Source organism: Salipiger sp. PrR002 (assembly GCF_010500775.1).
Taxonomy (GTDB): domain Bacteria; phylum Pseudomonadota; class Alphaproteobacteria; order Rhodobacterales; family Rhodobacteraceae; genus Salipiger.
The window spans coordinates 183,606-197,150 of sequence record NZ_JAAGOU010000005.1; the positions used below are offsets into that span (position 1 = coordinate 183,606).

The window sequence follows — 13,545 nt, forward strand, 5'->3', positions numbered from 1 at the left end:
GTCCTGAGTTGCGCTCGCCCCGGTGGGAGCCGGGGTTTGGCCTCTATATATTCCTAAAACTGAATTTGTGAAGCGGGAAACGCATTTCCCCCGAAATAGTCTTGGCGCGGAACAGCGTCCGCGCCAAGCTCCACTTGCTGGGAAGATTTATCAAGATGCCGAGACCGGTTCGGGTTTCGCCATCCATTCTTTCCCGCGCAGCATCGCCTTCCAATAGACCGGCGGCAGGATTTGCTCTTTCAGAAGCCACGCGGCGCGAGTCGGCTTGGTGCCGTCGATCAGCCATTTGGGGAAGCTGGGCAGCAGCGTCCCGCCATAGCCGAACTCCGCCAGCACGATCTTGCCCCGCTCTACCGTCAGCGGGCAGGAGCCATAGCCGTTGTAAAGCGCCACGGGGGCCTTGCCGTCGATGTCGGCGGCGACGTTCTCGGCCACCACGGGCGCCTGCATCCGCGCGGCGGCGGCGGTCTTGGCGTTGGGCGCGTTCATCACGTCCCCAAGGCTCCAGACGTTGTCATAGGTCTTATGCCGCAGCGTGTTTTGATCGACGTCGACCCAGCCCGCCGCGTCGGCCAGCGGCGAGACGCGGATGAAATCCGGCGCGGTCTGCGGCGGGCAGACGTGCATCATGTCGAACTCCACCGTCACTTCGGTGGGCTCTGTGTCCGGTTTGGCGACCTTGAATGTGGCCTTGCGCGCCGGGCCATCCACCGCCACGAGATTGTGGAAGAAGTTCAGCTTGGCGCGGTACTTCTCGATGTAGGTCTCGAGCGCGGGGACATAGTCCTTCACGCCGAAAAGCACGCCGCCAGCGTTCATGAACTCGATCTGCACGCGCGGCAGCACGCCGGTGCGGAACCAGTGGTCGCCCGAGAGATAGAGCGCCTTTTGCGGTGCGCCGGCGCATTTGATCGGCATCGGCGGCTGGGTGAAGAGGGCGCGGCCGCCCTTGAAGCTCCGCACAAGCTCCCAAGTGTAAGGCGCGAGATCATAGCGGTAGTTCGAGGTGACGCCGTTTTTGCCCAGCGTGTCCACCAGACCCTCGACCTTGTGCCAGTCGAGCTTCAGCCCCGGGCAGACGATCAGCCGGTCGTATTTCACCACCCGGCAGCCATCCAGCACCACGGCGTTGTCCTCGGGCTCAAAGGCGGCGACAGCCGCCTTGATCCAATGCACGCCGCGCGGGATCAGGCTGCCCATGGTGCGGGCGGTGGTCTGCGGCTCGAAGATGCCGCCGCCGACCATGGTCCAGCCGGGCTGGTAGTAGTGGATGTCGGCGGGATCGAGCAGGGCGATATTCAGCTCGGGCTTGCGCGCCTTGAGGCTTGCCGAGACGGCAATGCCCGCCGCGCCGCCGCCCACGACCACCACGTCGAACTTGGCGTCGCCGGCGTCAGTCGGGGTCTTGCCGCCGTTGACGATACGGCGCACGACGCCCGCCATGTCGTAGCCCGCCTCCTTCGTGGCGGCGAGGATATGGGCAGGCGGCAGCGCCTTGGCCTGGCTCAGCGACCAGAGCGTGGCCGAGCGGGTGCCGCTGCGGCAATAGGCCAGAACCGGGCCGGGCAGGTCGCGCAGTGCCTTGCCAAAGGCTTCGGCATCGGCGTCCTGAACCTTGCCGGAGACCACAGGGATATAGCGCGCCTCGAGCCCGGCCGCCTTCGCGGCGCTTTCGATCTCTTCGAAGTTCGGCTGGTCGGCCCCTTCACCGTCGGGCCGATTGCAGATGATGGCGCGATAGCCCGCCTCGGCGATCTGCGGCACATCGGCTGCCGTGATCTGCGGCGAGGCCGCGATGTCGTCGGTGATTTTGCGAATGTCCAAGTCGTGTCCTCCCAACTCGATTCGCATAGATCATATACATTCGAAATTAAGAATGCATTTGGTTCGAGCAGGGAGTGCCGATCACATTGTCGCAGGGTCAGCTTGGGCTGCCAGTCCAGACAAAGAAAAACGCCGCCCCGAGGGACGGCGCTTTCCGAAAATCCGAAAGGGATGGGATTAGAAGCCCAGACCTTCGTATTTCTTTTTGAACTTCGACACGCGGCCACCGGCGTCGAGCAGGCGCGACGAGCCACCGGTCCATGCCGGGTGCACGGTCGGGTCGATGTCGAGAGACATCTGGTCGCCTTCTTTGCCCCAGGTCGAACGGGTCTGGTAGACGGTGCCGTCGGTCATCTTGACGTCGATGACGTGATAGTCGGGGTGGATGCCCTTTTTCATAACGGCTCTCCTTATGCGTCGGCGCCGGCGAGCGGCTTGTAGTTGGTCTGCTCTGCGATACGGGCGGATTTGCCGCGACGCGAACGCAGGTAGTACAGCTTGGCGCGACGGACTTTACCGCGGCGCACCACCTCGATCGAATCGATGTTGGTGGCATAGAGCGGGAAGACGCGCTCGACGCCCTCACCGAAGGAAATCTTGCGAACGGTGAACGAACCCGCGATGCCCTTGCCGTTCTTACGGCTGATGCAGACGCCTTCGTAGGCCTGCACACGGGTACGGGTGCCTTCGGTCACCTTGTAGCCGACGCGCACGGTGTCGCCGGGCTTGAAGTCGGGGATGGTTTTCCCCAGGGCGGCAATTTGCTCCGCCTCGAGCTGTGCGATCAGATCCATCTGACGCTCTCCTATCTGCTCACGGTTTTTTCCGTGAAGGTGTCGCGTTTCCAGAGCTCCGTGCCTTCGACCGGGTCCGCCTTGGCGCCCGCAGGAGATGGACAACATCTTTGGCCTTTTCCGGCGATGGCTCCGCGAAGGGGCCAATGCCGCGTCCGCGCCGCCGAAATCGTGCCGAAGAAACACGGAAGGCGGAAACGAACGAATCCACGAGCGCCCGGCAGGGCGTCGCGGATTGGCGCCATATAGGCGGGCGCGGGGGTTCAATCAAGGGAAAACTTGCGCCCGAGCGGTGTGGAGAGGGCCGAAGCGAGGGGCGCTGCCCCTCGCGCTCCCCGGCGTATTTTCAAAGAGAAGAAGGGGCGGGTGAAGGGGGCTTTGCGGGCGTCAGTCCTTGCGGGCCTCATGCGCGGCCCAGAGATCGGGGCGGCGGGCGCGGGTGATCTCTTCGGATTGCTGACGGCGCCATGCCTCGATCGCCGCGTGGTTGCCCGAGAGCAGCACATCGGGGATGCGGTGGCCTTCCCATTCGGCGGGGCGGGTGTACTGCGGATGCTCCAGAAGGCCGCTGGAAAAGCTCTCTTCTTCGGTTGAGGCGGCATTGCCCAGAACGCCGGGGATCAGGCGGATCGTCGCGTCGAGCATCATCTGCGCGGCCAGCTCGCCGCCGGTGAGGATGAAATCGCCGAGCGAAACCTCGATGATCCGGTAGTGGTCGATGACGCGCTGGTCGAGGCCTTCGAAGCGCCCGCAGATCATCGTCACGCCGGGGGCCTGCGCGAGGTGCTGGGCCATCTGCTGGTCGAAACGGCGGCCGCGCGGGCTGAGGTAGATCAGCGGCGCGCGCTGGTCGATCCGCGCGCGGGCATGGTCGATGGCACGGCCCATCACGTCGGCGCGCATCACCATGCCAGCACCGCCGCCCGCAGGCGTGTCGTCGACATTGCGGTGCTTGCCCTCGCCAAAGTTGCGCAGGTGGATGGTGCTCAGCTGCCAAAGCCCGTCCTGCAGGGCGCGGCCGGTCAGCGAATGACCCAGTACGCCGGGGAACGCCTCGGGGAAGAGGGTGATCACCTGCGCCTGAAACGCGCGGGAAAGCTCCGGCGCCCCGGTCATCAGCTCACGCGGGGTGAGGCTGGGGCGGATGGTTTTGCGGCCCGCGGCGCGCTGCGGTGTATCGGTCATGGCTGGCTGTCCTTTGCGCCCCGCATAGCGGGGGCGGGCGCAAGGCTCAAGCGGAGAGCTGCGGCCCTCTGTGCGGCCCTCTGCCCGCAGGGCGTCGCAGGCGCGGTGCCACGCGCGCCATAGCGGCCTGTGCGGGCATCTGATCGCGCAGCGCCAGAACCCGATGCGGCAGGCGGAAACATTGCGCCAGCGCACCGGCGCGCTCGGGCGCCGCGCGCAGGAGGGTGGCCAGCAGCCAAAGCTCGATGAGCGCCGGACGGTCGAGCGTTTCCACCGCCCGATCACCATGGCGCAGCAGGCAGCGCTCGAGCACCCGGCGCACCGCATGATCGGCGCTCTCAAGGCCTGCCCCCATGGGTGCAGGGCTCGACAGCAGCGCCGTGAGGTCGGCGCGCATCTGCAGGGCGGGGGGCAGCGGCTGCGGCGGATGGCACAGGGCGCGGCGGGTCAGCAGCAGCGGCGGCGGCGCAAGAAGGCGCTGCCGGGCGCGGCGCAGCGACAGCGCGGCGAGCAGCGCCAAAAGCCAGAGGGCGGCAAGCAACTCCAGCAGGCCAGAGGCGGGGTCCATGACGCCAAAGAGCGCGACGGTTCCAAGACCGAGCCCGGCGAGGCAGGCGGCGGTGGCAGGGCGGTCACTCAGTGTAAGAAGCACAGGCCGCAGCAGCGCGGCGCAACGCGACGGGAAAAACAACAAATCAAACCTCGGAACCAAAACACTGATCCTCGTACCCGGCCATCATGGATGAGAGCGTAGGAGAGGTCTATCGTTTCGGCTGTTTGTTTCTTGCTTGGGGATAATGCGCGGCGAGGATGCGGATTGCCCCGCGATCACCCGCTCGCCCGCAGCCGTTCAGTCGAGCAGGCCCTCGGGCGGATCGGCGATGATGCGGCCGGAGGCGAGATCGACCGTGGGCACAACCTCGCGGGTGAAGGGCAGCAGCACGGTGGAGCTTGCACCCGGCACCTGCAGTTCCAGAAGGTCCGCGGCGCCGTGGTTAAGCACCGCTTTGACCGTGCCGATCTTGGCGCCGCCGGTGTCCAGCACCAAGAGCCCGATCAGATCGGCATGGTAGAACTCATCGTCGGGCAGGTCGGGCAGGCGGTCGCGCGGGGCATAAAGCTGCACGCCCTTCAGCGCGTCGGCCTCTTCCTTGGTGCGCACGCCCGAAAGCCGCGCTGCAAAGCCACCCTTCAGCGGGCGGGTGATCTGAAGATCGAAACTGCGGCTGCCGTCCTCATTGGTGAGCGGGGCGTAATCGGCGATGGCTTCGGGATCGGCGGTGAAGCTCTTCAGCCGCACTTCGCCGTTGACGCCGAACGCGCCACCGAGGGCGCCGACACAGATCATCTCGTCCAAATCGATGCGCCTCCCGTCTGCGCCATTCCGTGGATCGGTGAGAGGCGGAATAGCCCGCCTCTGCGGGCTTGGCAATCTTCCAGCTCAGAAGCGCAGGTTGAACACGCGGGTCACGCCGACGCGCACGCGGAACTGATCGTTGGAGCCTTCGTCAACGATCGGGCTGTCCGCGGCGTCGCCCTGCAGATTGTCCCAAGTGACGGCGCCTTCGACGCCCCACAGATCATTGATCTGGTAGCGCGCGCCAAACTGCAGACCGGCGCTGACGAGGCCGCCATCGGGATCATAGGCGGGCAGCTCGGCGGTTGCCTCGTCAGGGTCGACGCCAGAGTAGGTGTCGAGGAATTCGTCGTTCGCCCAGATGAAGCGCGGGCCCAGCGTCAGCTTCCAGCGATCGGTGGGGCGCACCACATAGTCGATCCCGACCGAGCCCACATAGCCTTCGTGGCCGCCAAAGCCGCGGCGGATGTCGGCGAAGGCCTCATATTGCTCGGCGGTAAAGCCGACGCCGAGGCCGATCTCATAGGTGGGATCGATATCGTCGAGGCTGGACAGCGCCGAGTCGGAGCTGGAATCGCGCTTGCCGAGGTAGCGGAACGAGCCGTGCACGTCCCAGCCGTAGCTGTCGGCCCAAGGGTCGTCGCCGCCGAACTCCGGCACGCCGCGCAGGCGCAGGTGCTTGAAGCTGAAACCGAGGTCGGGGCCCGCTTCGTATTCGTCGGAGCCAAGGAATTTCGGCGCTGCCGAAACCCCGCCGCGCAGGGTGAAGGTAAAGACGTTGCCCGCAGATTGGGTCGAGGTCACCGGGGCCGCCTGAGCGGTGCCGGAGCTGTCTGTAACGCCGAAGTCCTGCGCAAGGGCCGGGCTGGCAAACAGCGCGGCGGCAAGGGTGATCGGGGCAAGATGGCGAAGCGGCAACATGCAGGATCTCCGGGTATTCTCAAGGGGCTGCTGCGATGAGTGTAGGGCCAGCGCGCCTCTTGTCCAAGCGTCAACGAGAAGGGCGCGCAGGATTGCTCCTGCGCGCCCTTCGACTGTGACAAGGATGTCGCGCAGATTACTCTGCGCCTTCCTCTGCCGGTGCTTCAGCAGCTGCGGCTGCTTTGGCTGCCTTGGCTTCGGCGCGCTCGGTGGCTGCCTTGCCGGGGACGGCTTTCTTGGGGTTGTTGCGCTCTTTCTTCTCGACGGCGCCAGCGGCTTCGAGGAAGCGCGAGATGCGGTCGGTCGGCTGGGCGCCCTGGCTGATCCAGTACTGAACGCGCTCGACGTCCATGATCACGCGGCGCTCGTCGTCTTTCGGCAGCAGCGGGTTGTAGGTGCCGAGCTTCTCGATGAAGCGGCCGTCGCGCGGCATGCGCGAGTCGGTTGCGACGATTGCGTAGTGGGGGCGCTTTTTGCTGCCGCCACGGGCGAGACGGATTTTCATGGCCATTGGTAAATCTCCTTCGAATGGCGTTTGATGACGGGCAAAGCCCTGTCAGGATTGGTGTTTTTCGTGGTGCTTGATGACTTCCTGAATGATGAAATTCAGGAAGTTTTCGGCGAAGGCGGGGTCGAGATCCGCTTTCTTCGCCAGGTCCTTGAGCCGCGCGATCTGCTGCTCTTCACGCGCGGGGTCGGAGGGGGGCAGCTCGTGGGTGGCCTTCAGCCGGCCCACGGACTGCGTATGCTTGAACCGCTCGGCAAGCGTGAACACGAGGATCGCGTCCAGCCGGTCGATGCTTTCGCGGTGCTCTTTCAGAAGGTCTGCGGCGCGGGTGGCGGGATCACTCATGCTCGGCTCCTTTGAACAAAAAAGAGGGGGCACACTCCATGCACATCCCATGCACAACACATGCATAGGAGGCGGCAGGAACCGCGCGCCGGGTCTTGAGGGAGACAGCGTCAGTCAACGGCCCATCCCTTCGGTTTGAAGAGCGGATCGATGTAGTTCGCGATCTCCATGTCGATGCCATGCGACAGTTGGCTGCCGCGCAGCGCCGCGGGCGCCGGGTGGCGGTAGACGGCGTCGCTGCCATCGACGGTGGCGGCTGCGGGGTCCTTGCGGGCACCGAGCCGTTCGGCAAGACGGATGGAATCGAGGTTCTTGGGGTCGATGTAGCTGACCGCCCCCTCCCATCCGGCCTCGTCGTAGAAATACTGTCGCACGCGCTGGGTGGCTTCGAGCGCATAGCCCTTGCCGCCCCGGTCCGGCCAGATGATCCAGGCGATCTCGCGCTCGGGCCATTTGGCGGGAAACCAGCCGCCCGCCATGCCGACGGTCTCGCCGGTCTCGCGCAGGTGGATCATCCACATGCCGAAGCCGCGAATCTGCCAGTGGCCGATCTCGGCGGCGTAGAGCATCCATGTCTCATAGGCGTTGAGCGGCCCACCCATGAAGCGCGAGCGGTAGGAGGCAAAGGTGGCCTTGAAGTCCGGGTAGTCCTCGGCCTGCGGTGCGCGCAGCACCAGCCGGGCCGTTTCCAGCACCGGAATATCCGGGGTGAAACGCGCCTGCGCCGGAGGGGTCTTCTGGAGAACCGCGCTCATGCCTCTGCCTCGCCCATTTGGGGGTGGCGGAAGATATGCACCTGATGGCCCATCAACTCGGTGGCGCGTTCGAAACGCGCGCCAAGACGTTTGGCCAGTGCCAGCGAGCGCTCGTTGGCCGGATCGACGAGGCTGATCATATGGCTGAGGCCAAAGAGATCTGCCGACGCGCGGCGCGCGGCGGAGGCCGCCTCATAGGCGTAGCCGTGACCTTCGTGCGAGGCGAAGATCGAATAGGCCAGCTCGGGCTCGGGCCATTCGATGTGGTTGAGCGGGCCGGTGAAGCCGCACATCTCGCCGCTGGAGCGCTCGGTGATGTGCCAGATGCCGTAGCCGCGGATCTGCCAGTGCCCCGCGGAGCGCAGCAGCGTGCGCCAGACCTGACTGCGCTCGATCGGACCGCCGACGAAGCGCGAGCGCGGGCTGGCGTAGAAGGCGCAGAGCGGCTCGAGATCATCCAGATGCGGCGCGCGCAGGATCAGGCGCTCGGTCTCGATGACCGGCACGGTGACGGGCTGCTGCGGGGCGGGGTTTTGCGTGGTGGGCTGTTGTGGCGCGCTCATCCCAGCACCTCCTCGGCAGAGGGGTGGCGGTAGAGCATGTCTTCGCCCATGGCGTAATTGGTGTAGGTGCGCTCGTAGACCGCGCCAAGCCGTTCGGCCAGCGCCACCGAGCGGGTGTTGCCCGGCACGATGTTCGAGGTGATCGTCGAAAGGCCCAGATCCTCATAGGCGTAGCGGCGCACGCGCAGCGCGGCCTCACGGGCGATGCCCTTGCCTTCGAACCCGTCAAAGACCACCCAGCCGATCTCGGGCTCGGGCCAGCCTTCGGGGTTCCAGACGCCGCAGATGCCCGCGGGCTGGCCGCTGGCCTTGTCTTCAATGGTGAAATAGCCGTAGCCGCGCAGGTGCCAGTGGCCGACGTTGAGCGCGAACCAGCGCCATGCGTCGCCGCGGTGCGCGTAGCCGCCGAAGCCCTCGGCGCGCACCGGGTCGAGCAAGAAGGCGATCATCGCCTCTGCGTCAGACGGCTCGGGGCCGCGCAGGATCAGGCGCTCGGTTTCGAGACGGGGGGCGGTCACGAGGCTCATGCGTAGGCCTCCACACTGCCGTCGGCGTCATCCTCGGGGGCACCGTATTGCGCGAAAGGGTCGGCTTTGGGCGCCGTGGCTTGGGCCGGGTTCGCGTATTTGGGGAACAATGAAGCGCGCACGCCCTCCGCACCGGCCGCCTGCGGGGCGGTCGGGTCTGTCACCTCGGAGAGGTGAAGGGGGAGGGGGCGCTGATCGCTCATTTCTTCTTGCCGAAACCGCCGAGGCCCGGCGGCAGCGCGCCGCCGCCCATGCCGGGCATGCCACCCAGACCGCCCAAGCCGCCGGGCATCTTGCCGCCCATGGCCTTGGCCGCGGCCTCGATCTGCTTGGGGTCCATCTGGCTGGGGTCCATGCCCTCGGGCATGCCACCTTTGCCGAACATGCCTTTCATGGCCTGTTTCAGCATGCCGCCTTTGCCCATCTTGCCCATCTTCTTCATCATGTCGGACATCTGGCGCTGCATCTTCAGCAGCTTGTTGAGGTCCGACACGTCCATGCCGGCACCAGCGGCGATGCGCTTCTTGCGGCTGGCCTGAAGGATCTGCGGGTTGGCGCGTTCCTTCTTGGTCATCGAGTTGATGAGGGCGATCTGCTGGCGCAGGATCGAATCGTCCATCCCGGCCTGATCCATCTGCTTGGCCATCTTGGCCGCGCCCGGCATCATCTGCATCATGGCGCCGAGGCCGCCCATCTTCATCATCTGCTCGAGCTGCATCTTCAGGTCGTTCATGTTGAACTGACCCTTCTGGAAGCGCTTCATCATGCGCTCGGCCTGTTCGGCCTCGAGCGTCTCCTGCGCCCGTTCCACCAGCGCGACGATGTCGCCCATTCCAAGGATGCGGCCCGCGACGCGCTCGGGCTCGAAGGTCTCCAGCGCGTCCATCTTCTCGCCGAGGCCGACGAATTTGATCGGCTTGCCGGTGATGGCGCGCATCGACAGCGCGGCGCCGCCGCGGCCATCGCCGTCCATCCGGGTGAGCACCACGCCCGAGACGCCGATCTTGTCGTCGAACTCGGTGGCGACGTTCACCGCGTCCTGACCGGTGAGCCCGTCGACCACCAGCAGCGTCTCACGCGGGTTGACCACGTCGCGCACGTCGGCGGCCTGCTGGATCAGTTCGTGATCGATGTGCAGGCGGCCCGCGGTGTCGAGCATATAGACGTCATAGCCGCCGAGGCTGGCTTGGGTCTTGGCGCGTTTGGCGATGGCGACCGGGTCTTCGCCCTTGACGATCGGCAGCGTGTCGACGCCGATCTGCTGGCCGAGGATCTGCAGCTGCTCCATGGCCGCGGGGCGGTTCACGTCGAGCGAGGCCATCAGCACCTTCTTGCGGTCGCGCTCTTTCAGGCGGCGCGCAAGCTTGGCGGTGGTGGTGGTCTTGCCCGAGCCCTGCAGGCCGACCATCAGGATCGGCGCGGGGGCGCTGTCGATGCGCAGCGCGCCGGGCTCGCCCTCGCCAGTCAGCGTGGTGATGAGCTCGTCGTGGACGATCTTCACCACCTGCTGGCCGGGGGTCACCGATTTGGTGACGGCGGCGCCGGTGGCTTTTTTCTCGACGGCCTTGATGAACTGACGCGCCACGGGCAGCGAGACGTCGGCCTCGAGCAAGGCGACGCGCACTTCGCGCAGGGCGGTGCGGACGTCATCCTCGGAGAGGGCGCCCTGCTTGGTCAGGCGGTCGAAGACGCCGCCGAGGCGTTCGGAAAGAGATTCGAACATGGGCCGTCTGGCTCCTTCTTCTCTGGTCCGTATCTGTGTGCAGACCCGAGATGGGGGCCGCGCGGCGTGGAATCAAACTCGAATGTCCCGGGCGATTCCCATGACGATCCCAAGCGGCAATGCGAAAACGCCTCCGTGGGCGCAACGCGCTGACGGAGGGCGATCCCGGGCATTGGCCCAAGGGACCGGAAGCGATGGGACTCCCGGTGGATTCCGCGCGATGTACGCCGATGGGCCTTTGGAGTCAAGCTGGGCTGGGGTTTGCCTGCTTTTTGGGCGGCGCCGCGCCGCGCTGCAGCGGATTTGTGTGCAAAAGGGGCACAGTCGGCGTGGGTGCGCGCGAAAGAGGCAAATTCCCTTATTTATATCTGGTCGCAAAGCGAGATTAACGCTATGTAACCAACTGAGACGCTTACTAGATAGGTGACAGTATGAAAACCAAAGCTCTTTTCGCATCCGCCGCTATCGTTAGCATGATCGGCGCATCCGCAGCATTCGCTGGTTCGCCGGCACCGGTCGTCGTTGAAGACGATCCCTATGCTGTTGTTCCGGTTGCAGCTCCGTCGAGCGGCACCGCACTGGCCGTTGCCGGTGGCCTCGCAGCCCTGGCTCTGCTGGCAGCAGCTTCGGACGGCGACTCGTCCAGCTCGTCCAGCTCGGACTAAGCGATACAAATTCGCTGCGCTTTGTTGCGTAGCCTTGAAGACGCCCGGCTTTGGTCGGGCGTTTTTCGTTTGCGCGCTGCAAGGCTGGAGTCTGTAGGGCTAGGGTCTGCAGGGCTGCGCGCCGGTCCTCGCGCATTTGCGCAGCGCCCCTCTCTTGCATTTCCGCACCGTATCACGCTTTCTGGCGCCAATTCGTGACCCGCTGCACAGGAGAAGCCGATGGACAATTGGGACGAGATTCGCACCGCCTACCATGTTGCGCGGCTCGGCACGGTCAGCGGCGCCGCCGAAGTGCTTGGCGTGCACCACGCCACGGTGATCCGGCATATCGACGCGCTGGAGGCGCGGCTGGGTGTGAAGCTGTTCCAGCGCCACGCCCGCGGCTACACACCCACCGAAGCGGGCAGCGATCTGTCGCGCGTGGCGCAATGCACCGACGATCAGTTCCAGCAACTGGTGGGCCGAATCAAGGGCCGCGGCGAGGCGGTCTCGGGCGAGCTGCTGGTCACCTCGCTGGTCAATTTCTCGGCTCTGATGATCGGCGCGCTGACGTCGTTCCGCGAGGCCTATCCCGATGTCACCGTGCGCTATCTGACCGGCTCGCGCCTGTTCCGGCTGGAATACGGCGAGGCGCATGTGGCGCTGCGCGCCGGGTCTGCGCCAGAAGAGCCCGACAACGTGGTGCAGCCCTTCTCGCGGCTGCCGGTCGCGCTTTATGCCGCGAAATCCTATCTTGCGCGCCGGGGTACGCCGAAGGCCGTCGCAGAGTTCGGGGCGCATGATTTCGTCGGCTTCGACGATCTCGAATCGCGCGCGCCGTACCATCGCTGGATGAAGAGCAACGTTCTGCAGGAGCGGATCGTGTTCCGAACCTCGGACGACCGGGTGCAGCTGCAGGCCATCAAGGCCGGTGCGGGCATGGGGTTCATGCCGGTGACCGAGGCCGAGCAGGATCCCGATCTGGTGCAGATCCTGCCGCCGCAGGAAGATTGGACGTCGCCGCTGTGGCTGGTGACCCATGTGGACCTGCACCGCACGCCGAAGGTTCAGGCCTTCCTCAAGCACCTCAAGGCCTACGCCGCCGAACAGGATATCGCGTGAGCCTAACCCCCGCCGCGCGCGGCCATTTTGCGATGCTGGTCTTTTCGGCCTGCGTCGCGGGGTCTTTCTCTCTGGGGGCTATGGCCGCGCCGCATATCGCGCCTTCCGCGCTCAACGCGGTGCGCTTTGCGCTGGCGACGCTGCTTTTGGGCGCGGTGGTGATGATGCGCGGCGGGGTGCCGCGCGCTGCGCTGAGAGCACCGTGGCGCTACGGCGTGATCGGCGCGCTGATGGTGGCCTATTTCGTACTGATGTTCGAAGGGCTGCGCACCGCGGCGCCGGTCAGCATGGCGGCGGTCTTCACCCTGACGCCGCTGATGGCGGCGGGCTTTGGCTGGCTGCTGCTGCGCCAGCACCTGAGCAGGCGCATGGCGCTGGCGCTGGCGATCGGCGGGGCCGGGGCGCTCTGGGTGATCTTCCGCGCCGATCTTTCGGCGCTTCTGCGCTTTGCGCCGGGGCGCGGAGAGATCGTCTATTTTCTCGGCTGCGCCGCGCATGCGATCTATGCGCCGATGGTGCCGCGGCTCAATCGCGGCGAGCCGGGGCTGGTCTTTACCTTCGGCACGATGGTCGCGGGCACGCTGCTGCTGATCGTCTTTGGCTGGGGCGCTTTGCGCGCAACCGATTGGGGCGCGCTGCCGGGAATCGTCTGGGTGACGATCCTTTATACAACCGTGGCGGCGACCGCGCTGAGCACGGTGCTGCTGCAGTTCGCCGCGATGCGCCTGCCGAGTGCCAAGGTCATGGCCTATACCTATCTGATCCCAAGCTGGGTGATCCTGTGGGAGCTGGCGCTGGGACGCGGCGCGCCGCCGCTGGCGATCCTCGTGGGGATCGGGCTGACGGTGGTGGCGCTGCTTTTGCTGCTGCGCGACGGGTAGCGGCACCTCTCTTTCAAGAAAGGTGCAAATTCCTTGGGACGGAATTTGTGCTCAGGCCGGATCCTCGGGTTTCAGTTCGACCTGCAGGAAGCGCTCGAAGGCGTCGAGATTGATCGGCTCGAACTGCCCGAAGCCCTGCATCCAGACCGAGGCCTCGCGCAGCGCGTCCGGCTCCAGCTTGCACCATTTCACCCGCCCGCGTTTCTCCTGGCTGATCAGCCCGGCAGAGGCGAGGATGGTGAGATGCTTGGAGATCGCGGCCAGCGACATCTCGAACGGCTCGGCGACATCGGTCACCGCCATATCATCCTCGAGCAGCATGGCGAGGATGCGCCGCCGGGTCGGGTCGGCGAGGGCGGCAAAGACGGTGTCGAGATCGGGGGTCATGGCTTCATA

General features: G+C 65.7%; 17 protein-coding genes. 3 read left to right on the plus strand and 14 right to left on the minus strand.

Annotated features, from left to right (window positions below; genetic code table 11):
* Positions 1-150 precede the first annotated feature (150 nt).
* From G0A00_RS07440 to ffh, 13 genes are all read right to left on the minus strand, one after another.
* On the minus strand, positions 151-1,824 hold the full coding sequence (locus tag G0A00_RS07440) for a bifunctional protein tyrosine phosphatase family protein/NAD(P)/FAD-dependent oxidoreductase (protein ID WP_164180105.1): 1,674 nt from the start codon (positions 1,822-1,824) through the stop codon (positions 151-153).
* A gap of 177 nt (positions 1,825-2,001) precedes the next feature.
* Positions 2,002-2,223, minus strand: a complete 222-nt coding sequence (gene rpmE / locus G0A00_RS07445) for a 50S ribosomal protein L31 (RefSeq protein WP_066103860.1) — start codon at positions 2,221-2,223, stop codon at positions 2,002-2,004.
* An 11-nt stretch (positions 2,224-2,234) separates the two neighbouring features.
* On the minus strand, positions 2,235-2,618 hold the full coding sequence (rplS, locus tag G0A00_RS07450) for a 50S ribosomal protein L19 (RefSeq protein WP_066103862.1): 384 nt from the start codon (positions 2,616-2,618) through the stop codon (positions 2,235-2,237).
* Between the two features lie 387 nt (positions 2,619-3,005).
* Positions 3,006-3,803, minus strand: a complete 798-nt coding sequence (gene trmD / locus G0A00_RS07455) for a tRNA (guanosine(37)-N1)-methyltransferase TrmD (protein ID WP_164180106.1) — start codon at positions 3,801-3,803, stop codon at positions 3,006-3,008.
* A gap of 46 nt (positions 3,804-3,849) precedes the next feature.
* Positions 3,850-4,455, minus strand: coding sequence for a hypothetical protein (locus G0A00_RS07460; RefSeq protein ID WP_164180107.1), 606 nt, complete (start codon positions 4,453-4,455; stop codon positions 3,850-3,852).
* Positions 4,456-4,653: 198 nt separating this feature from the next.
* Positions 4,654-5,160 carry a ribosome maturation factor RimM gene (gene rimM / locus G0A00_RS07465; RefSeq protein ID WP_164180108.1) on the minus strand — a complete coding sequence of 169 codons (507 nt, stop codon included), beginning with the start codon at positions 5,158-5,160 and terminating at the stop codon, positions 4,654-4,656.
* A gap of 84 nt (positions 5,161-5,244) precedes the next feature.
* Positions 5,245-6,081 carry a MipA/OmpV family protein gene (locus G0A00_RS07470; RefSeq protein WP_164180109.1) on the minus strand — a complete coding sequence of 279 codons (837 nt, stop codon included), beginning with the start codon at positions 6,079-6,081 and terminating at the stop codon, positions 5,245-5,247.
* Between the two features lie 136 nt (positions 6,082-6,217).
* Positions 6,218-6,592 (minus strand): 30S ribosomal protein S16, encoded by a 375-nt coding sequence (gene rpsP / locus G0A00_RS07475; RefSeq protein WP_164180110.1) that lies wholly within the window; start codon positions 6,590-6,592, stop codon positions 6,218-6,220.
* Between the two features lie 45 nt (positions 6,593-6,637).
* Positions 6,638-6,934, minus strand: a complete 297-nt coding sequence (locus G0A00_RS07480) for a chorismate mutase (protein ID WP_066103875.1) — start codon at positions 6,932-6,934, stop codon at positions 6,638-6,640.
* A gap of 110 nt (positions 6,935-7,044) precedes the next feature.
* Positions 7,045-7,689: a GNAT family N-acetyltransferase gene (locus tag G0A00_RS07485; protein WP_164180111.1), complete on the minus strand. Its 645-nt coding sequence runs from the start codon at positions 7,687-7,689 to the stop codon at positions 7,045-7,047.
* Positions 7,686-8,252: a GNAT family N-acetyltransferase gene (locus G0A00_RS07490; protein ID WP_164180112.1), complete on the minus strand. Its 567-nt coding sequence runs from the start codon at positions 8,250-8,252 to the stop codon at positions 7,686-7,688. Before G0A00_RS07490 ends, G0A00_RS07485 begins: the two co-directional genes overlap by 4 nt.
* Complete coding sequence (locus G0A00_RS07495) at positions 8,249-8,779, minus strand: GNAT family N-acetyltransferase (protein ID WP_164180114.1); 531 nt, start codon at positions 8,777-8,779, stop codon at positions 8,249-8,251. Before G0A00_RS07495 ends, G0A00_RS07490 begins: the two co-directional genes overlap by 4 nt.
* A 199-nt stretch (positions 8,780-8,978) precedes the next feature.
* On the minus strand, positions 8,979-10,502 hold the full coding sequence (gene ffh, locus G0A00_RS07500) for a signal recognition particle protein (protein ID WP_164180116.1): 1,524 nt from the start codon (positions 10,500-10,502) through the stop codon (positions 8,979-8,981).
* A gap of 431 nt (positions 10,503-10,933) precedes the next feature.
* Between ffh and G0A00_RS07505 the strand changes: the two genes are divergently transcribed.
* The 3 genes from G0A00_RS07505 (at position 10,934) to G0A00_RS07515 (ending at position 13,149) form a co-directional block, all read left to right on the plus strand.
* Positions 10,934-11,167: a hypothetical protein gene (locus G0A00_RS07505; RefSeq protein ID WP_083191193.1), complete on the plus strand. Its 234-nt coding sequence runs from the start codon at positions 10,934-10,936 to the stop codon at positions 11,165-11,167.
* 219 nt (positions 11,168-11,386) lie between these two features.
* The gene (locus G0A00_RS07510; protein WP_164180118.1) at positions 11,387-12,268 is read left to right on the plus strand and encodes a LysR family transcriptional regulator; all 882 of its coding nucleotides are present in this window, start codon (positions 11,387-11,389) and stop codon (positions 12,266-12,268) included.
* Positions 12,265-13,149 (plus strand): DMT family transporter, encoded by an 885-nt coding sequence (locus G0A00_RS07515; RefSeq protein WP_368667675.1) that lies wholly within the window; start codon positions 12,265-12,267, stop codon positions 13,147-13,149. The genes G0A00_RS07510 and G0A00_RS07515 overlap by 4 nt, the downstream gene beginning before the upstream one ends.
* Before the next feature lie 51 nt (positions 13,150-13,200).
* Here the strand turns inward: G0A00_RS07515 and G0A00_RS07520 are convergent, their stop codons facing one another.
* Positions 13,201-13,536 (minus strand): metalloregulator ArsR/SmtB family transcription factor, encoded by a 336-nt coding sequence (locus G0A00_RS07520; protein WP_066106905.1) that lies wholly within the window; start codon positions 13,534-13,536, stop codon positions 13,201-13,203.
* Between the last annotated feature and the right edge of the window lie 9 nt (positions 13,537-13,545).